This window comes from Prevotella intermedia ATCC 25611 = DSM 20706, from assembly GCF_001953955.1.
Taxonomy (GTDB): Bacteria; Bacteroidota; Bacteroidia; order Bacteroidales; family Bacteroidaceae; genus Prevotella; species Prevotella intermedia.
Genome location: NZ_CP019300.1, coordinates 1,399,819 through 1,419,651, shown reverse-complemented (window position 1 = coordinate 1,419,651; position 19,833 = coordinate 1,399,819). Strand labels below are relative to the sequence as shown.

Annotated in this window: 11 protein-coding genes; 8 read left to right on the top strand and 3 right to left on the bottom strand. The window is 43.9% G+C overall.

Annotated features, from left to right (window positions below):
• Window positions 1-136 precede the first annotated feature (136 nt).
• From recJ to groL, 4 genes are all read left to right on the top strand, one after another.
• A complete protein-coding gene (recJ, locus tag BWX39_RS06020) occupies window positions 137-1,861 on the top strand; it encodes a single-stranded-DNA-specific exonuclease RecJ (RefSeq protein WP_028906256.1) in 1,725 nt (574 codons plus the stop codon).
• Between the two features lie 32 nt (window positions 1,862-1,893).
• The gene (locus BWX39_RS06015; protein WP_028906255.1) at window positions 1,894-3,810 is read left to right on the top strand and encodes a RecQ family ATP-dependent DNA helicase; all 1,917 of its coding nucleotides are present in this window, start codon (window positions 1,894-1,896) and stop codon (window positions 3,808-3,810) included.
• A 485-nt stretch (window positions 3,811-4,295) separates the two neighbouring features.
• Window positions 4,296-4,565: a co-chaperone GroES gene (locus BWX39_RS06010; RefSeq protein WP_028906254.1), complete on the top strand. Its 270-nt coding sequence runs from the start codon at window positions 4,296-4,298 to the stop codon at window positions 4,563-4,565.
• Between the two features lie 122 nt (window positions 4,566-4,687).
• Window positions 4,688-6,313 (top strand): chaperonin GroEL, encoded by a 1,626-nt coding sequence (groL, locus tag BWX39_RS06005; protein WP_028906253.1) that lies wholly within the window; start codon window positions 4,688-4,690, stop codon window positions 6,311-6,313.
• A 130-nt stretch (window positions 6,314-6,443) separates the two neighbouring features.
• On the opposite strand, the gene BWX39_RS06000 is transcribed toward groL, so the two are convergent.
• Window positions 6,444-9,137, bottom strand: coding sequence for a valine--tRNA ligase (locus BWX39_RS06000; RefSeq protein WP_028906252.1), 2,694 nt, complete (start codon window positions 9,135-9,137; stop codon window positions 6,444-6,446).
• 131 nt (window positions 9,138-9,268) lie between these two features.
• Between BWX39_RS06000 and mazG the strand changes: the two genes are divergently transcribed.
• From mazG to BWX39_RS05985, 3 genes are read left to right on the top strand one after another with little or no spacing between them, the layout of a single operon-like run.
• Entirely contained in the window at window positions 9,269-10,165 is an 897-nt protein-coding gene (gene mazG, locus BWX39_RS05995; protein ID WP_028906251.1) for a nucleoside triphosphate pyrophosphohydrolase, read from the top strand.
• A 19-nt stretch (window positions 10,166-10,184) separates the two neighbouring features.
• Complete coding sequence (locus BWX39_RS05990) at window positions 10,185-10,742, top strand: lipocalin-like domain-containing protein (RefSeq protein WP_028906250.1); 558 nt, start codon at window positions 10,185-10,187, stop codon at window positions 10,740-10,742.
• Between the two features lie 2 nt (window positions 10,743-10,744).
• A complete protein-coding gene (locus BWX39_RS05985) occupies window positions 10,745-11,659 on the top strand; it encodes a ribonuclease Z (protein WP_028906249.1) in 915 nt (304 codons plus the stop codon).
• A gap of 661 nt (window positions 11,660-12,320) precedes the next feature.
• Here the strand turns inward: BWX39_RS05985 and BWX39_RS05975 are convergent.
• Window positions 12,321-12,629, bottom strand: a complete 309-nt coding sequence (locus tag BWX39_RS05975) for a hypothetical protein (protein WP_051129520.1) — start codon at window positions 12,627-12,629, stop codon at window positions 12,321-12,323.
• Between the two features lie 432 nt (window positions 12,630-13,061).
• On the opposite strand from BWX39_RS05975, the gene BWX39_RS05970 reads away from it, so the two are divergent.
• Complete coding sequence (locus BWX39_RS05970; RefSeq protein ID WP_028906248.1) at window positions 13,062-15,941, top strand: hybrid sensor histidine kinase/response regulator transcription factor; 2,880 nt, start codon at window positions 13,062-13,064, stop codon at window positions 15,939-15,941.
• A 318-nt stretch (window positions 15,942-16,259) separates the two neighbouring features.
• Here the strand turns inward: BWX39_RS05970 and nifJ are convergent, their stop codons facing one another.
• On the bottom strand, window positions 16,260-19,826 hold the full coding sequence (gene nifJ / locus BWX39_RS05965; RefSeq protein ID WP_028906247.1) for a pyruvate:ferredoxin (flavodoxin) oxidoreductase: 3,567 nt from the start codon (window positions 19,824-19,826) through the stop codon (window positions 16,260-16,262).
• Between the last annotated feature and the right edge of the window lie 7 nt (window positions 19,827-19,833).

Below are 19,833 nucleotides of genomic sequence, written 5' to 3'. Positions count from 1 at the left end.
TTTAAAGCCAACCATTTTGCCTTGTTAAAGTTTTGTCAAGACTTTAATATAGCAATATAGAATTAAAAAAGCGTAAGTCTTTTTGAGACTTACGCTTTTTTTTGTACCTTTACAAGCAGAAATAAAAACAATAAAGATGCAATTAAAATGGAACTACACACCATCTACATCTGAACAGACAAATGCAGCAAAGGAATTGGGCGAGAAACTCAGTATTAGTCCTATTCTAGCCTCGTTGCTCATAAGGCGCGGAATAACAACCGAAAGTGCGGCAAAACGTTTCTTTCGCCCACAGCTTTCCGACCTTATCAATCCGTTTCTAATGCAAGATATGGATATTGCAGTCGATAGACTGAACGATGCAATGGGGCGTAAGGAACGCATTATGGTCTACGGCGATTACGACGTAGACGGTTGCACGGCAGTAGCATTGGTGTATAAATTTCTGCGGCAGTTCTATTCCAATATAGATTACTACATTCCCGACCGTTACGACGAGGGGTATGGTGTAAGCAAAAAGGGAATAGACTTTGCAAAGGAAAGTGGAGTAAAACTCATCATCATACTCGATTGTGGTATAAAGGCAGTCGAAGAGATTAGCTATGCAAAGGAACAAGGCATTGATTTCATTATCTGCGACCACCACGTCCCTGATAATAATATGCCTCCAGCAGTAGCTATATTAAATCCGAAACGTGCTGATGACAGCTTCCCATTTAAGGATTTGTGTGGTTGCGGTGTAGGTTTCAAGTTCATGCAAGCCTTTGCAAAGAACAACAATATACCGTTCTCACGACTTATTCCACTACTCGATTTCTGCGCTGTGAGTATCGCTGCCGACCTTGTCCCCGTTGTAGGCGAAAACCGTATCCTTGCTTTCCACGGCTTAAAACAGCTAAATCAAAATCCAAGTGTGGGCTTGCAAGCCATTGTAGATATTTGCGGACTCAGCGGAAGGGAAATTTCAATGAGCGATATTATCTTCAAGATAGGTCCACGCATTAATGCCAGCGGCCGTATGGAGAGCGGAAAGGAAAGTGTAGACCTACTTGTGGAACGCGATTTGGCTACTGCGCTGTTAGAAGCAAAGCATATTGATAAATACAACGATAAGCGAAAAGATGTAGACAGGCAGATGACAGAGGAAGCCAACCAAATTGTTGAGCGACTTGAGAGCCAGAAACACCAAAACAGCATTGTACTTTACGATGAGCATTGGAAGAAAGGAGTTATTGGTATCGTAGCTTCTCGCCTCACGGAAATTTACTATCGTCCCACCATAGTCATTACCCGAGAAGGCGATTTAGCCACAGGCTCGGCACGAACTGCAGCAGGTTTCGACCTCTATTCTGCTATTGAGAGTTGCAGCGACTTGCTCACCAACTTTGGTGGGCATACCTATGCAGCAGGCTTAACGCTGAAATGGGAGAATGTAAAGGAGTTCCGAAACCGTTTCCAACAGTATGTTGATGAACACATCGAGCCTTATCAGACGGAGGCAACTTTGGATATTGATGCCGTTATAGACTTTAAAGACATCACCAAGAAGTTTCATAACGACTTGAAACGTTTTGCACCATTTGGTCCAGAAAACGTAAAGCCGTTGTTCTGTACGAAAGAAGTGTTCGATTTCGGTACCAGCAAGGTTGTGGGCAGAGAGCAAGAGCACATTAAGTTGGAGCTTGTCGATTCAAAGTCGAACAACGTTATGAATGGCATTGCTTTCGGACAAAGTCGTTCGGCACGCTATATAAAGTCGAAACGCTCGTTCGATATTGTTTATACCATAGAAGATAATGTGTTCAAGCGTGGTGCCGTTCAACTTCAGATAGAAGGCATTCGTCCTTCGGAAAACGAATAGACAAATAAGTTTAGCTGCGTAACGGTTTTGTTATGACTTATAAGGAAATCCTTCATAAATATTGGGGCTATCCCGATTTTCGAGGTATTCAAAGCAAAGTTATAGAGAGCATTGGTGCAGGAAAAGACACGTTGGGACTGATGCCTACGGGTGGCGGAAAGTCCATTACGTTTCAAGTGCCTGCATTGGCAAAAGAAGGAGTGTGCATTGTCATCACTCCTTTAATTTCGTTGATGAAAGACCAAGTAGACAATCTTTGCCAGCGACACATCAAGGCAGCAGCAATCTACTCGGGTATGTCGCGCGATGAGATTATCTCAACGCTCGAAAACTGTATCTTTGGCGGTATAAAGCTGCTCTATATATCGCCCGAACGCCTTGGCTCCGAACTGTTTCAAGCGAAACTAAAACACATAAAGGTGAGCTTCATCACCGTAGACGAAGCCCACTGTATCAGCCAATGGGGCTACGATTTCCGCCCTTCCTATCTCGAAATTATGAACATTAGGAAGCTACTTCCCGATGTTCCAGTGCTTGCCCTTACGGCAACTGCTACTCCAGAAGTTGTGAAGGACATTCAGTTCCGACTTGGATTTGCCGAAGAGAATGTATTTCGAATGAGTTTCGAGCGTAAGAATCTTTCTTACGTCCTGCGCACAACACAAGAGAAGTTCAACGAAATGCTTCATATTCTGCAGTCGGTAGACGGCTCGACTATCGTATATTGCCGTAGCAGAAAGCGCACAAAGGAAGCAGCAGAGTTCTTACTTAAGAATGGTGTTTCAGCAACGTGGTACCACGCAGGATTGGAAAACACCGACAAGAACAAGCACCAGAATGCGTGGCAAGCCAACGAAATTCGTGTTATTGTAGCTACAAATGCTTTTGGAATGGGTATCGACAAAGCCAACGTTCGTTTGGTAATACACCTCGACCCACCCAGTTCCATCGAGGCTTACTTTCAAGAAGCGGGGCGAGCAGGCAGAGATGGCAAAAGGTCGTATGCCATTTTGCTCCACACACAGGGCAACGATGAGCGCAACTTACGAAAGCGAGTAAAGGAAAATTTCCCTGCAAAAGAAGAAATCCGTACTGTTTACGAACATTTGGCGTACTTCTATCAAATAGGCGTAGAGAGTGGGAGAGATGCCACTTTCGAGTTTCCTATCGACAAGTTCTGCATCTATTTCCACCATTTTCCTATCCAAGTCAATGCAGCTTTGCAGATATTGACCCGTGCAGGCTACATCGACTACGAACCAGACCCCGACAGCAAGGCACGTATACACTTTATTCTTTCGCGCGATGAGCTATACAGATTAGGCGAACAGAGCAACGAAGAAGAAAAAGTAATTTCGGCATTGCTGCGCAACTATTCGGGTTTGTTCACGGATTATCGCTATATCGACGAAAGCTATATAGCCGATGTAGTGGGTTTGGATAGAAACGAAACCTACCATATACTGCAAAATCTTAGTAGGAAACGAATTATAAACTTCATTCCGCGCAAGAATATTCCCGTCATAAAGTATCTTCAAGACCGTGTTGATAGCGAAGAATTGGTTATTTCAAAAGCTGTTTACGAAGACCGAAAGGAAAAGTTTGAGGAACGTATAGTAGCGATGATAAATTACATACAAAACGACTATACGTGTCGCAGCCGACAGCTTTTGCGCTATTTTGGCGAAGACCGAAGCACCGACTGTGCTTGCTGCGATGTTTGTCTGTCGTATAAAGGCGAGAACAAACAACTGAAAAAGTCGTTGCGTGAAACCATACTCGACTTGTTGGCAGACGGCAAGAAGCACCATATTACCGAACTGAAAGGAATGGATACCGATGCTTCTGTAACCAATCAAGACACATTGCGTGCAACTTTAGAAGAACTTATTGCCGAAGAATACATATATATGGAAGGCAGCTACGTTTACCAAAACACTAAATCGTAGTTTCCTTTCCGCATTAGAAGGTATTTCTGCCAATTCTGACATATAGCTACTGACAATATTGTCAGTAGCTTTTTTTGATGCAATCCTATCCTTTTCGCCCGATATATCTTTTTGTTTCTACATTTCTCCTTTGTGGCTTAATGCTGTGTTGCGGTTTTTCCAATAGGGTATAAATGTAGGTATAATGCTTAAAGCAATATTTCTTTAAAAACCTACTCTGTAATTATCAGATAATCAGATGTTTATAAGGGTGTTTCAAAAGCGTAGGTTTTGCAAGGTAAAAGCGGCTGTTTTACCGTCCAAAAGCGGCTCTTTTGCAAAGCGAAAACGCCGCTTTTGCCTCGTCAAAGAATATATCTTGCATTTTTGCCCTGCTATTTTCGTCTTATTTCTTTTTTGGCACGGTTTTCGTATATTGATTGGCGAATGTGCAGAAAGCGTGTTTCAATATGCTTGAAGACTTAAAATTAAAAATATAAACAATTATGACAATTAAACCATTAGCAGACAGAGTGCTTATTCTCCCAGTCGAAGCGGAGCAGAAAGTAGGTGGAATTATTATTCCCGACACAGCAAAAGAAAAGCCACAGCGTGGCAAGGTGGTTGCTGTTGGTAACGGTACAAAAGACGAAGATATGATTTTGAAGGTCGGCGACGAAGTTTTCTATGGCAAGTATGCTGGTACCGAAATCGAAAACGATGGCGAGAAGTATCTTATGATGCGTCAAAGCGACGTTCTTGCTGTTGTAGAATAAAAAATAAAAGTGAGCGTTCTCTGTGCATTTATACCTTATTATATATAGGGGAGTGGGCTATATGAGAACATCGCAACAAATAAAACATAGAAAAACAGAATACATAAAATAAGACAAACAAAATGGCTAAAGATATTAAATTCAACAAAGACGCCCGCGAATTGCTCAAGAGCGGTGTAGACCAACTTGCTGATGCAGTAAAAGTTACATTAGGTCCTAAGGGGAGAAACGTAGTTATCGGAAAGAAGTTCGGTGCTCCTCAAATCACAAAAGACGGTGTTACGGTAGCAAAGGAAATAGAACTTGAAGACAGTTTCGAGAACGCAGGCGCACAGCTCGTTAAGAGTGTGGCAAGCAAAACTGGCGACGACGCAGGCGATGGTACAACTACTGCAACCATTCTGACACAGGCTATCGTTACAGAAGGCTTGAAGAATGTGGCTGCTGGTGCCAATCCAATGGACTTGAAGCGTGGTATCGACAAGGCTGTCAATAAAGTTGTAGACTTCATTAAGGAAAGTGCCGAGATTGTTGGCGACAACTACGACAAGATAGAACAGGTAGCAACCGTAAGTGCCAACAACGACCCTGAAATTGGTAAGTTGCTTGCTGACGCTATGCGCAAGGTATCGAAAGACGGTGTTATCACCATCGAAGAGAGCAAGACCCGCGACACCAACATCGACGTTGTTGAAGGTATGCAGTTCGACCGTGGTTATCTTTCAAGCTATTTCGTAACAGATACCGATAAGATGGAAGTTCTTATGGAGAACCCATATATCCTTATTTACGAGAAGAAGATATCTAACGTAAAGGATTTCTTGCCTATCTTGCAACCTGCTGCTGAAAGCGGTCGCCCATTGTTGGTTATTGCAGAAGATGTTGATTCAGAGGCTTTGACCACATTGGTAGTAAACCGTTTGCGTGGTGGCTTGAAGATTTGTGCTGTCAAGGCTCCAGGCTTCGGCGACCGTCGCAAGGCTATGCTCGAAGACATTGCTGTATTGACAGGTGGTGTTGTTATCAGCGAAGATAAGGGTTTGACACTCGACAAGGCAACACTCGAAATGTTGGGTTCAGCTAAAAAGGTTACCGTTTCTAAGGATTTCACAACAATCGTAGACGGTGCAGGCTCTAAGGAAAGCATTGCAGAGCGTGTGAATGCTATCAAGAGCGAAATTGCGAACACAAAGAGCCAGTACGATAAAGAGAAACTACAAGAGCGTTTGGCAAAACTTGCTGGTGGCGTTGCAGTGCTTTACGTGGGTGCCAACTCTGAAGTAGAGATGAAAGAGAAGAAAGACCGTGTAGACGATGCACTCTGTGCGACTCGTGCAGCAACCGAAGAAGGTGTTGTTGTAGGTGGCGGTACTACTTATATCCGTGCTCAAGAGGTTTTGAAAGTCCTTACAGGCGAAAATCCTGACGAACAGACAGGTATCAATATTGTTTGCCGTGCCATTGAAGAACCACTTCGCCAGATTGTTTATAACGCTGGTGGCGAGGGTGCAGTAGTTGTCAATAAGGTACGCGAAGGCAAGGGCGACTTCGGTTACAACGCGCGTCGCGACCAGTACGAAGACTTGCGTGCAGCAGGTGTTATCGACCCCGCTAAGGTTTCTCGTGTAGCTTTGGAAAATGCAGCTTCAATCGCTGGTATGTTCCTCACAACTGAATGTATCGTTGTTGATAAACCTGAAGAAACTCCAGCTATGCCAGCAAACCCAGGTATGGGAGGCATGATGTAAGCAGATTGACAAGCAAATATAAATAAAAAGCGGAGAAGTTCAAACTTGAGCTTCTCCGTTTTTATTGTTTATTACGATACGAACTTTGTAGAAATCGTATGCGTTAATATTGTTTCAGTGCAAACGAAACTTACTTCTTGCGTAGTTCTTCTATATTTGCCTTGATAGTTTCAATCTTCTCTTCCGAGTCGCTTTGCTTCTTACGTTCCTTAGTAATCACAGCTTCGGGAGCGTGCGCCACAAAGTTTTCGTTTGAGAGCTTTGCTTTTACACCTTTCAGGAAACCTTCCAAGTGCGCAAGTTCCTTTTCTAATTTCTCGATTTCAGCCTTTACATCAATCAGGTTTCCAAGCGGAACGGCAAAACCATCGGTGCCCACCATAAAGGCAGAAGCATCAGAACTCTTCTCGTCTACAACATTGATGCTTTCGAGATTAGCCATCTTCGCAATCACGCAGTTGTAAGCCTCATAGTTGTTTTTGCCCACAACCTCTAAAGAAAGCAATACTTTTGGAGCAATGTTCTTTTGGTTGCGAACGGTGCGAATGCCGCCCACTATCTGCTTCATATTCTCTATTTCGGCAATCAAAGTCTTTTCTTCATCGGCAGGAAGTGTCAATTCGAGTTTCTCCAACATAATGCTTTCGCCTTCGTTGCGGTCGAAGATGTGTTGCCAAAGTTCTTCTGTAATGAACGGCATGAATGGGTGGAGCATCTTCAAGAGGGTGTCGAAGAAGCGGAGCGTTGCGTCGTAGGTCTGCTTGTCGATGGGTTTGCCATATTCAGGCTTAATCATTTCCAAGTACCAACTTGAGAACTCGTCCCAGAAAAGCTTGTAAACTGTCATCAACGCTTCTGATATGCGATAGCTCTTGAACTGTTCTTCCATTTCGGCATCTACTTCTTTGAGCTTTGCATCGAACCACTTAATGGCTATCTTGTTAGCTTCAGGCTGCTCTATGTCTGCTGTTTCCCAACCTTGAACAAGGCGGAAGGCATTCCATATCTTGTTGTTGAAGTTGCGTCCTTGCTCGCAAAGGCTTTCATCGAACAAGATATCGTTGCCTGCCGGTGCAGAAAGCATCATACCCATACGCACACCGTCAGCACCATACTTTTCTATTAGTTCCAATGGGTCGGGCGAGTTGCCGAGGCTCTTGCTCATCTTGCGTCCGATATTGTCGCGCACGATGCCTGTGAAATAAACGTGCTTGAATGGGAAGGTCTGGCGATATTCGTAGCCTGCCATAATCATACGAGCCACCCAGAAGAAGATAATGTCGGGACCAGTAACCAAGTCGCTCGTTGGATAATAGTACTTTATTTCTTCGTTGTCAGGGTTGTTGATGCCGTCAAATACCGAGATTGGCCACAACCAACTTGAGAACCATGTATCCAAACAGTCGCTTTCTTGTTCCAAGTCAGCCATTGTTATATTTGGGTTGATAGCCTTTGCCTGTTCCAAAGCCTTTTCGTCGGTTTCTGCCACAACTGTTGCAGGCTTGCCGTTTTGGTCTTTGAAATAGTAAGCAGGAATGCGGTGTCCCCACCAAAGTTGGCGGCTGATGCACCAATCCTTGATATTCTCCAACCAATGGCGATAGGTGTTCTTGTATTTCTTCGGATAGAACTCTATCTCATCGTTCATCACAGGGTCGAGTGCAATGTCTGCAAAGTGTTGCATACTTAAGAACCATTGTGTTGAAAGCTTTGGTTCGATAGGCACGTTAGTACGTTCAGAGTAGCCCACCTTGTTGTCGTAGTCTTCCACTTTCTCCATTAAGTCGGCAGTTTTGAGGTCGATGGCAATTTGCTTGCGCACCTCCATACGGTCCTGACCTATATATAAACCTGCTGCTTCCGACAGTGTTCCGTTATCGTTGAATATGTCGATGGTTTCCAAGCCGTGCTTCAAACCGAGTGCGTGGTCGTTGATGTCGTGGGCAGGAGTAACCTTCAGACAGCCCGTACCAAACTGAATGTCCACATACGAGTCTTCTATGATAGGAATGCAACGCCCCACCAATGGCACAATGACGTGCAATCCTTTCAGCCAAGTATTTTTCACGTCGTCGGGATTGATGCACATAGCCGTATCACCCATAATGGTTTCGGGACGTGTGGTAGCTACAACAGCGTAGTAACCCTTGTCGTCTTTGTGCATCACATTGTCGTCGTGCTTGCGTTCAACCTTGCTTTGGTCTTCGGGTGCAATATAATATTTAAGGTTGTAGAGTTTTGAATGTTCGTCCTTGTAAATAACTTCTTCGTCGGAAAGAGCTGTTTCTGCACTTGGATCCCAGTTCACCATGCGCACACCACGATAGATTAAGCCCTTGTCGTATAAGTCGCAGAACACCTTGATAACACTTTCGCTGCGCTTCTCGTCCATTGTAAAGGCAGTGCGTTCCCAATCGCAAGAGCAGCCAAGTTTGCGCAATTGCTTTAAGATAATGCCACCGTGCTCATCTGTCCACGCCCAAGCGTGTTTTAGGAACTCCTCTCTTGTAAGGTCGGCTTTGTTTATTCCTTCTTGTGCGAGCTTGTTTACCACTTTTGCTTCAGTGGCAATGCTGGCGTGGTCAGTACCAGGAACCCAGCAAGCGTTCTTTCCTTCCATACGTGCGTGGCGTACAAGAATATCCTGAATGGTATTGTTGAGCATATGTCCCATATGCAATACGCCCGTTACGTTGGGCGGTGGGATAACCACTGTATAAGGCTCGCGTCCGTCAGGCTTAGAGCTGAATAGTCTATTGTTGAGCCAATACTCATACCACTTCGCTTCCACGTTCTGTGGGTCGTACTTACTTGCTAATTCCATACGTTGTATATTATTATTTCTTTATTATCTTTAAAAACGATGCAAATTTACGAAAAAATCAGTTGAAAGATGTATCTTTGCATAACAATTAGCAGTACACAGTACTTCTTTTAACTTTAAATTTGATAAGATTGCATACAAAAGAAGAAAAACTTGCAGCGTTTGAGCGTTTGCTCGATATACAAGAGCGATTGAGAAAGGAATGTCCGTGGGATAGGAAACAGACCTTTGAGAGTTTGCGTCCCAACACGATAGAAGAAACATTTGAGCTTGCTGATGCTTTGATGAAGCACGACAAGAAGAACATTTGCAAAGAACTCGGCGACGTTATGGAGCACGTTGTATTCTATGCGTTGCTCGGCAGCGAGACAAACGATTTCGATATAGCAGACGTTTGCAATGCACAGTCGGACAAACTGATGTTCCGCCACGACTTCATAGATTGGACAGGGTGGGCAGTTGCCAACGACAATATGGCGATAAACAAGCAAGGGCAGGTTGTTTACAAGGACGAATTGAACACCGAGAGCCAAGCTGCCACATCTGCAAATGGCAACGTTCCGTCTACTGCAACGCAAGTTGAATTGACGTGGGAACAACGGAAACAAAAGGAAAGAGAAGGAAACAAAACGGTGCTGTCGGGAGTTCCCGACTCGTTGCCCAGCCTTATAAAGGCATACAGAATACAGGACAAAGCCCGAAACGTTGGTTTCGACTGGGAAAAGAAAGAAGATGTGTGGGATAAGGTAGGCGAGGAGCTTGACGAACTGAAAGCCGAATTGGCACGAGAAGACAAGGAGAACTCTACGAAAGAGTTGGGCGACTTCCTCTTTTCAGTCATCAATGCTGCCCGATTGTACAAGCTTAATCCCGACAACGCACTCGAACATACCAACCAGAAGTTCATTTCACGCTTCACATACGTTGAGCAACAAGCAAAGAAACTCGGTAAAGAACTGAAGGATATGACTTTAGACGAAATGGACAACTTGTGGAATGAAGCAAAGAAGATAGAAAATAACAAGTAAATTACTCAATATTGTAAGTATGAAGAAGTCACAAATCATTATTGTTCTTGCACTGGTAACAGCCATTCTTGCAGGTTGTAAGAACAGCAAGCCCAACCAAGTGATAAGTCCAAACGCCAACAATATCGACTCGCTCAACGCAGGTGACACAACCATTTACGGCACAATGCTCGATGGCGGTATGAACTCTATATTGCTATTGACCGATGCGGGCGACACATTGGAGATTATCCAGAATCCTGACGATACTACCGAAGTCGTGAAGGGAGGCAAGCTCAGCGGCGACCGCTTTGCCGTGATAGCCTACAAGGAGTATGGCGATATGATGTTGCGTAGTGCCATTAACATAACGTCGCTGCTTGGAAACTGGACAAGCCTCGACAAGAACTTTGAGATAAAAGAGGGTGGGGAGGTTGTATCGAATGTTCAGGCAGAAAACAATGCGTGGACATCGTGGAAGATATATAACGGCAAGCTCTTACTGTCGAGAGACACTTTCGATGTAATAGAACTCGGCGCAGACACGATGTCGCTTGAAAACAAGACAGGAATATTTGTATTTGGGCGTAAGAAATAAGCGTGATACCTTTCAAGATACACATATTGGGCTGTGGAAGTGCCTTGCCCACGCTCCATCATAATGCAACTTGCCAGATAGTAGAAATACGTGGCAAGTTCTTTATGATAGATTGCGGAGAGGGAACCCAGATACAAGTACGCCGTTCGAAGGTTCACTTCTCGAAGGTACAAGCCGTCTTCATTTCTCATCTGCACGGCGACCATTGCTTCGGACTCTTCGGTATGCTTTCCACTTTTGGTATGACGGGGCGCACAGCACCGCTTCAGGTATATGCCCCGAAACAATTTGAAGAATACTTCAACCTCTCAATGGAATTATTCTGCAAAGGACTTGGATACAAGGTTACGTTCCACCCCATCGAGACAACCAAAACCGCTGTTATCTATGAAGACAAGAGTCTGACCGTCGAAACTATTCCGCTGGAACACCGCATATCCTGCTGCGGATTCCTGTTTCGCGAAAAGCCCACCGCACCCCATATCCGCCGAGATATGATAGACTACTATAATATCCCTATCAGCCAAATCAGCAACATAAAGTCAGGAGCAGACTGGACTACTGCCGACGGAGAAACCATTCCCAACAGCCGCCTTACTACTCCAGCCGACAAGCCACGCAGCTACGCCTACTGCTCCGACACAAGATACATGAAGCACCTATATAAAAAGGTGAGCGGTGTAGACGTACTCTACCACGAAAGCACCTACACAAGCGAACACACTGACAGAGCAAGAACCTACTACCACAGCACATCGCAGGAAGCAGCAACAGTAGCCCGAGACGCTGCTGCAGGCAAGCTGCTTTTAGGGCATTATTCCGCCCGTTACCCAAACGAAGATACTATTTTAAGCGAAGCAAAAGCCATCTTCCCCAACAGCTTCCTTACTAACGAAGGAATGGTGTTTGAAGTATAGCCAACCTCCTGACTCCCTTAATAATAATGTAAGTTTGGCATAAGAAAGCAAGTCGAGCAGGCTATCTCTCAGATGTTGTTTGGCAAACTTTTCTTATGAAATAGTGAGAGCTTTTCGGTTTAATTTTGTAAAGATAATTCTGTTAAAAATGGAGAACTGCGTTTTGGCGTTGCGAAAGCGGTTGTTTTGCGTTGCAAAACCTACGCTTTTACCATGCAAAAGAGTCGCTTTTAGAATGCAAAACAATAGGTTTTGTAAAGCGTTGATGGTTAGAACGTTAAGTAATGATGGCGTTTGCGAAAAATATTTACACATCTATTTTCCTCTTTCTGTTCATGAATAATATAAGTTCGATGTATGAATCTGACGAAGAAACTTCACTTTAATTATAAGCATATTAAATTATATTTTTTCTTATAAAGAACAATACTAGCATAATTCTTAGTATTGAACTTACACTAACTATACAATATAAAAAGCCGCCCCAGCATTCTCTGCCGAGGCGGCTTGACGTTTTAATAGTCTTCTCGATTAGATGTAGAACTCTCTTTTAAATATTTTCTGTCTATTTGCTTTACAAAATTTGTTCTATAATGAATCCCCCTTTCAGCGTAATGCTATGTCAGAGAATTGATGTTCGTTGTTTTATTTATATAGGTTATTAAGTGGCTTGTTTGTCCTTGTTGTGAAATAAGCTGTGAATATTAGAATAACTGTCAATATTAAATATGTTTACGAGTCGCTGCCACAATATGCGATGCACTGGTTTATTCTCAGTTGGCTTGAGCTCTACGGGCTCATGAATTGTATTTTTAAGATGTAGACAACTTTCCTCTTCTATTAATTTACGACGGTCGAACTCGTCGCTTACCATATCGCGAATGGTATCGAGCAGTTGGAAACGTTCTTCCGAAAATTTCATGTTCCTTATCTGCTCCAAAGAGGGTTCGTTATCTGCTTTTTTCCTCATTATCAGTTTATTTGAAACTTTTGGATTTATGTTGCAAATTTAAGGTCGAATAGCATAAAACCACCTATCATAATCGGACAAAAAACTATCATAATCGGACTTTTTAAATTCCTCACACCTATCATATTCGGACATGTAGTTCCGCTAAGTTGTTGATATATTATATTTTACAAATGATATTTTTTATCTTTTTAACAAGCTAAAACTTTCAAGCTTCCAAGAGATTTTATACCATTCTTTTGTTGTTTTTGGTGCAGTGAGAAAGTATGATACCGTATGAAAGTTTTGTTGGAATATTATTGGAGGCTAAAAAGTTTTTACTATCTTTGCATACCATAAAGGACACAAATTCCATTCGTATAGTTTCTACTGTCGAATGCCTGAACATACAATGAAAACAATTCTATGAACAAACAAAAAACATCACATATTATGCAATATTATAAGCATAACGTAAAAAACACTCTACAACCTTGTTACAACCCTTTTAGAAACTGGCGTAAACGACGCTACTCTTTTTTAAGTGTGTGGGTAGCATCTGGTTCAACCTTTTTCCTACTTACTTCATGCGAGAAGAAACCGATAACTTTCAGTCCTGCCGAGCGCAAGACAACAGACAGCATCGTCCGTTCTACACACGGCGTGGACTCGCTTGCATTATTGCAAAAGCAAATGGAAAGCGAGGGGAATAAGCTCGGCAGCATCGTGGCTTTGAGAGAATGGGGCAAGGCACTGCGCAACGAAAGTCGTTTCGAGGAAGCCTTGAGTGTACACAGTAAAGGGCAACAGCAGACAGAAAGCGTCGGCGATACGCTTGAATTGGTACAGGCACTGAATAACATCGGTACAGATTACCGACGTATGGGTGTGCTCGACGTGGCACAGGAATACCATTACAACGCATGGAAACTGAGCGAGGAGTGTACCGATACGTCATTCACCGCCAAGAAGAACCGCGTGGTATCGCTCAATGGACTGGGGAATGTCTACTTGGCATTGGGTAACTATGAGCGAGCCGACAGTGCATTGCGTATGGCATTGGCAGGCGAACGAAGCTTGAACAGCACGGTGGGGCAAGCCATCAACTATGCTAATCTTGGTTCTATCTTCGAGCACAAGGGAAAGACTGACTCGGCATGGGTGTATTACCGCAAGTCTATGGCACTCAATACAGAGGCTGAGAAAGAACTCGGCATTTCGCTCTGTCATACTTATTTTGGTTCGCTCTACGAGAAAGCGGGGCAATACGGCAAGGCGACGACCGAATACGAAACAGCCTATCAGATGATGCAGGCATCGAAAGACGACTGGCATGCGCTGAATTCGCTCATTGCTCTTGCCAGAATCTATCACACTACGGGCAACAATGCCAAGGCTATGGCATATCTCGGAAAAGCAAAGCAAATGGCTGAACGAATAAAATCTAAGGAACATTTGGCAGAAATCTACACCTTATATTATAAGAACTACAAGCAGGAGGGCGATTGCAGTGCGGCATTGGCTTCGTACGAGAAAGCAACGGCAATGCAGGATAGTGTGCTGGATATGGAGAAAGTGAACCGTATTCAGAATGCAAGTTTGAAAATAGAACGCCACAGGCAGGAAAGGCAGATGAACGAAGCCCGCCACCGATTGGAAGAGGAACGCACCACACGTTACATTGGATATATTATTCTTGGAATTGTGCTGTTCAGTTTGGCAGGAATATTGGCAATGGTGCTTTATACCAACCGACTGCGCCAACGCAATCATCGGGCGTTGAAACGAATGTCTGCTTTGCGCGAGAACTTCTTCACCAACATAACCCACGAGTTCCGAACGCCACTTACCGTTATTCTTGGCTTGAGCCATGAACTGCAAACCTCTGATAAAGAAGAGGTAAAGACTAAGGCGCAAACCATAGAACGGCAAGGAAACGGATTGCTCATGCTCATTAATCAACTCTTGGATATATCGAAAATAAAATCTGCTGTAGGCAATCCCGATTGGAAGAATGGTAATATTATAGCATACCTCACCATGGTTGTAGAAAGCTATTATAGCTATGCTCGTAGTTGTAACATCGACCTTCAATTCTTCCCCAAAGGCGAAGTTATTATGGATTTTGTACCTAACTATGTAGATAAAGTTATGAACAATTTGCTTTCCAATGCTTTCAAGTTCACGCCTGAATACGGAAAGGTGAGTATCTCTGCATGGTGCGAGAACCAACAACTCTTCGTTGATGTTTCCGATACTGGAAAGGGTATGGACAAGGAAGTTATTTCGCATATCTTCGAGCCATTCTATCAAGAAGAAAACGATATACAAAACATTGGTACGGGTGTGGGGTTGGCACTTGTCAAACAGATTATGAACGCCGTTGATGGAAAGATAACCGTAGAAAGTGTAGTGGGCAAAGGCACGACATTCCATGTTAGTATGCCTATTCGCAACCGCTATAAACAGCAGATTCTTCCCAATGTAGAAATCAAGACACCATTCTTGCCCGAAATTACGAAGGCTCCTGATGATAGTATCGATAATGACAACGACTGCCGCCTGCTCATCATCGAGGACAACCACGACATTGCAACCTACATAGGTTCACTTTTTACCGACCAGTATGCTATTTTGTATGCTAAGAATGGAAAGGAAGGGTTGGAAAAAGCCTTAGAATTTATTCCCGACCTCATCATTACCGACCTGATGATGCCTGGCATGGACGGTTTGGAAGTATGCCGACAGGTGCGAGAAAATGAAATCATCAATCATATTCCCATCATCGTGGTAACTGCCAAGATTACTGAAGAAGAGCGCATAAAGGGCATAGAGGCAGGAGCTGATGCCTACCTCTCAAAACCATTCAATACCGAAGAACTGCGCACAAGGGTAGAGAAGCTGCTGGCAGGACGAAAGTTATTGCAAGAGAAGTTCGCAAAAGTGTCAGTAGAACTGAAGAAAGAAGAGGAAGAAGGTATCGAACCGCCTAAGGAAGCCGAATTACGCTTCCTCACCAAGGTAACGAGTGTAGTCTATATGCAGCTTAGCAAGAACAAAGATGCAGATGTTTCCGTGATTGCTTCGTATATGTGTATGAGTCCCCGTCAGTTCTATCGCAAAATCAATGCCTTGACAGGTTATTCACCATCAATTTATATCCAGCGACTTAAAATCAGGAAAGCCTGCAACATATTGGATAAAGACCCCAAGATAAGTTTTATGGAGGTAGCAGACCTATGTGGTTTCGATGCTTATCCCAACTTTGTGCGGGCTTTCAAGAACGTGTGTGGTGTAACACCGACAGACTATCGCAGAAAGAGCCATATTTGATAAAAATATTCAGTGCTAATGATTTCTTCCGAACCAACGATATTGGACACGTTAGTCCAACTCGCTGGACACATTAGTCCAATAGGTTGGACTAACGTGTCCAAAACTATATGTTATATATCTTTCCATAAGAACCTGTTAAGGAGCTGTCGGAATATGTCAAGTATTATGTAATACAAAGAAAGATATTTATTTGTCATACAAAATATTTTACTGAACGTGCGGAGTGGGGTATACAGCATCGCCATGATATAAAAGAGGGCGTGTCAAACTGATTTTTGACACGCCCTCAAGTCTATTTTAGAGTATTAATCTTTGTTAGATGCTTTCGCTCCAGTCCTCCTTGCTCTTGCGAACATAGCTTTGGTAGCGGAGTTTCGCCATTTGTTCAGCAGCATCGAAGAGCTCTTGTGCTTCGTTAGGATAAGCCTTCTTAACTGAGAGATAGCGTACTTCGCCCATCAAGAAGTCTTGGAACTTGCTCCAGTCTGGCTCCTTAGAGTCAAGAGTGAATGGGTTCTTGCCTTCTTCTGCCAACTGTGGGTTGTAACGCCACAAGTGCCAGTAACCGCTTTCTACAGCGCGACCTTCTTCTGCTTGGCTCTTGCCCATACCACCCTTAGCCTTCAGACCGTGGTTGATACATGGAGAGTAAGCGATGATGAGTGATGGACCTGGGTATGCTTCAGCCTCGCGGATAGCCTTAAGAGTCTGTGCTTGGTCGGCACCCATAGCGATTTGGGCAACATATACGTAGCCGTAAGTGGTTGCCATCAAACCGAGGTCCTTCTTACGGATACGCTTGCCCTGTGCAGCAAACTGTGCGATGGCACCGAGTGGGGTAGACTTAGAACTTTGACCGCCTGTATTAGAGTAAACCTCAGTATCGAGTACGAGGATATTTACATCTTCGCCAGAAGCGATAACGTGGTCGAGACCACCGTAACCAATGTCGTAAGAAGCACCGTCACCACCGATAATCCATTGTGAACGCTTTAACAAGTAGTGGTCTAAAGTCTTCAATTCCTTGCAGATTGGGCAACCTGCTTCAGCACCTGCAGCAATCATTGGCTTCAATGCTGCACTTGCTTCCTTAGACGCATCGGCGTCGTCCTTAGCCTCAATCCATGCTTGAGCAGCAGCCTTGAATTCTGCAGATACGTGTTCTTCAGCTGTAGCCTCGTTCAAGAGTTTGGTAATGCGCTCACGCATCTTCTTGTTACCAAGTGCCATACCCAGACCAAATTCGCAGAAGTCCTCGAACAATGAGTTGTCGAAAGCAGGACCTTGTCCCTGTTCGTTGGTTGTGTAAGGGGTTGAAGGGATTGAAGCTGAATAGATAGAAGAACAACCCGTAGCGTTGGCAATCATTTCACGGTCGCCATACAATTGAGAAATCAACTTGACGTAAGGAGTTTCGCCACAACCTGCACAAGCTCCTGAGAACTCGAACAATGGCTGAGCAAACTGTGAGTTCTTAACGTTGCTCTTGATATCTACCAAATGTTGCTTTGTCTTGACATTCTTAACGAGGTAGTCCCAGTTATCGATTTGCTTTTGCTCGCGTTCGAATGGAACCATTGCAAGTGCCTTGCCCTGCTTGTTGCCTGGGCAAACGTCAGCGCAGTTACCACAACCTACACAGTCGAGAATGCTGACCTGAATGCGGAAGTGCATACCTGCCATAGGCTTTGGCACCTTCATTTCCAATGTCTTGTCTTCAAAGCCCTTTATTTCTTCGTCGTCGAGAACGAATGGACGGATACAAGCGTGAGGACAAACGTAAGCACACTTGTTACATTGGATACAATTTTCAGAAGTCCACTCTGGGTGGAAGGCTTCAACTCCACGTTTTTCAAACGCAGAAGAACCGTTCTTCATAGTACCGTCTACCATATCGTACTTGATGAAGTCAGAAACTTTGAGCAAGTCGCCTACCTGACCGTTGATAGGACGGACAATTTCCTTGATATACGCAGGAGCATTGTCGTTTACATCTTCTTCATCGTCTGCAAGGTTAGCCCAAGCTGGATCTACTGACAACGTCTTATATTCGCCACCACGGTCTACGGCTGCATAGTTCTTATCAACCACGTCTTGTCCCTTATTGCCGTAAGACTTAACGATGAATTCCTTCATCTGCTCAACCGCCAAATCAACAGGTATTACTTCTGTAATACGGAAGAATGCACTCTGAAGAATGGTATTGGTACGGTTGCCAAGACCAATTTCCTGTGCAATCTTTGTTGCGTTGATGTAGTAAACGGTGATATTGTTTTGAGCGAAGTAACGCTTAATCTTGTTAGGAATGAAGTTTGCAAGTTCTTCACCTTCGAAAATGGTGTTCAGAAGGAAAGTACCGTTCTTCTGCAAACCACGAATTACGTCGTACATACGTAAGTATGCCTGAACGTGGCAGGCTACGAAGTTAGGTGTATTTACCTGATAGGTAGAACGGATTTCGCTGTCTCCGAAACGAAGGTGAGAGCAAGTGAAACCACCAGACTTCTTAGAGTCATAAGAGAAGTATGCTTGGCAGTGCTTGTTGGTGTTGTCGCCGATAATCTTGACAGAGTTCTTGTTTGCACCGACAGTACCGTCAGCCCCCAAACCATAGAACTTAGCCTCAAACGTACCTTCACCACCCATTGGTATTTCATCTATCAATGGGAGAGATGTGAATGTAACGTCGTCTACGATACCTACTGTGAAGTGGTTCTTAGGTTCAACGAGTTCAAGATTGTTGAATACAGAGATGATGTGAGCTGGTGTGGTATCAGATGAACCGAGACCATAACGGCCACCAACAATCAGAGGTTTGTTTTCAACATCGTAGAATGCGCTCTTAACATCAAGGTACAATGGTTCGCCTTCTGCACCAGGTTCTTTCGTTCTGTCGAGCACAGCAATGCGCTTCACAGTCTTTGGAACAGCTGCGAGTAAGTGCTTAACAGAGAATGGACGATATAGGTGAACAGAAATCATACCAATCTTCTTGCCTTGCTTCATTTGGTAGTCGATAGCTTCGCGAGCTGCTTCGGTAGCAGAACCCATAAGGATAATGATATTTTCTGCATCTTCAGCACCATAGTAAGAGAAGAGGTGGTATTCACGACCAGTAATATCCTTTATCTTAACCAAGTAATCTTCAACTATTTCTGGAATATTTTCGTAATACTGGTTGCAAGCCTCGCGGTGTGTGAAGAATGTTTCTGGGTTCTCAGCAGTACCACGAGTTACAGGGCGTTCTGGAGAGAGTGCACGGTCGCGGAAACGTTTTACATCTTCTGGGTCGAGCAGTTTAGCAACTTCGTCTTGGTCAATCATCTCAATCTTCTGATATTCATGAGATGTACGGAAACCGTCGAAGAAGTTTACAAATGGTATGCTTGTCTTCAATGAAGCAAGATGTGGAACTGCTGTAAGGTCCATTACTTCTTGCACTGAACCAGAGCAGAACATTGCAAAACCTGTCTGACGACAAGCCATAACGTCTGAGTGGTCGCCGAAGATACACAATGAGTGTGTCGCGATTGTACGAGCTGAAACGTCGAACACGCAAGGAAGCATTTCACCTGCAATCTTATACATATTAGGAATCATCAACAACAAACCTTGTGAAGCGGTGAATGTTGTTGTAAGCGCACCAGCTTGGAGTGAGCCGTGCATAGCACCTGCAGCACCACCTTCTGATTGCATTTCCTGAACTGTTACAGTCTGACCGAAAAGATTCTTACGTCCTTTTGCTGACCATGTATCAACATGCTCCGCCATTGGAGAAGACGGAGTAATAGGGTAGATAGCTGCTACCTCTGAAAACATGTAGCTCACATGAGCTGCGGCTTCATTACCATCACAGGTAATGTACTTTTTTTCTTTCGCCATTGTCTTT

Bases quoted from the DNA above. Each gene is read 5' to 3' on its own strand.
- recJ (WP_028906256.1), top strand. From the start codon at position 137: ATGCAATTAAAATGGAACTACACACCATCTACATCTGAACAGACAAAT.
- BWX39_RS06015 (WP_028906255.1), top strand. From the start codon at position 1,894: ATGACTTATAAGGAAATCCTTCATAAATATTGGGGCTATCCCGATTTT.
- BWX39_RS06010 (WP_028906254.1), top strand. From the start codon at position 4,296: ATGACAATTAAACCATTAGCAGACAGAGTGCTTATTCTCCCAGTCGAA.
- groL (WP_028906253.1), top strand. From the start codon at position 4,688: ATGGCTAAAGATATTAAATTCAACAAAGACGCCCGCGAATTGCTCAAG.
- BWX39_RS06000 (WP_028906252.1), bottom strand. From the start codon at position 9,137: ATGGAATTAGCAAGTAAGTACGACCCACAGAACGTGGAAGCGAAGTGG.
- BWX39_RS05990 (WP_028906250.1), top strand. From the start codon at position 10,185: ATGAAGAAGTCACAAATCATTATTGTTCTTGCACTGGTAACAGCCATT.
- BWX39_RS05975 (WP_051129520.1), bottom strand. From the start codon at position 12,629: ATGAGGAAAAAAGCAGATAACGAACCCTCTTTGGAGCAGATAAGGAAC.
- BWX39_RS05970 (WP_028906248.1), top strand. From the start codon at position 13,062: ATGCAATATTATAAGCATAACGTAAAAAACACTCTACAACCTTGTTAC.
- nifJ (WP_028906247.1), bottom strand. From the start codon at position 19,826: ATGGCGAAAGAAAAAAAGTACATTACCTGTGATGGTAATGAAGCCGCA.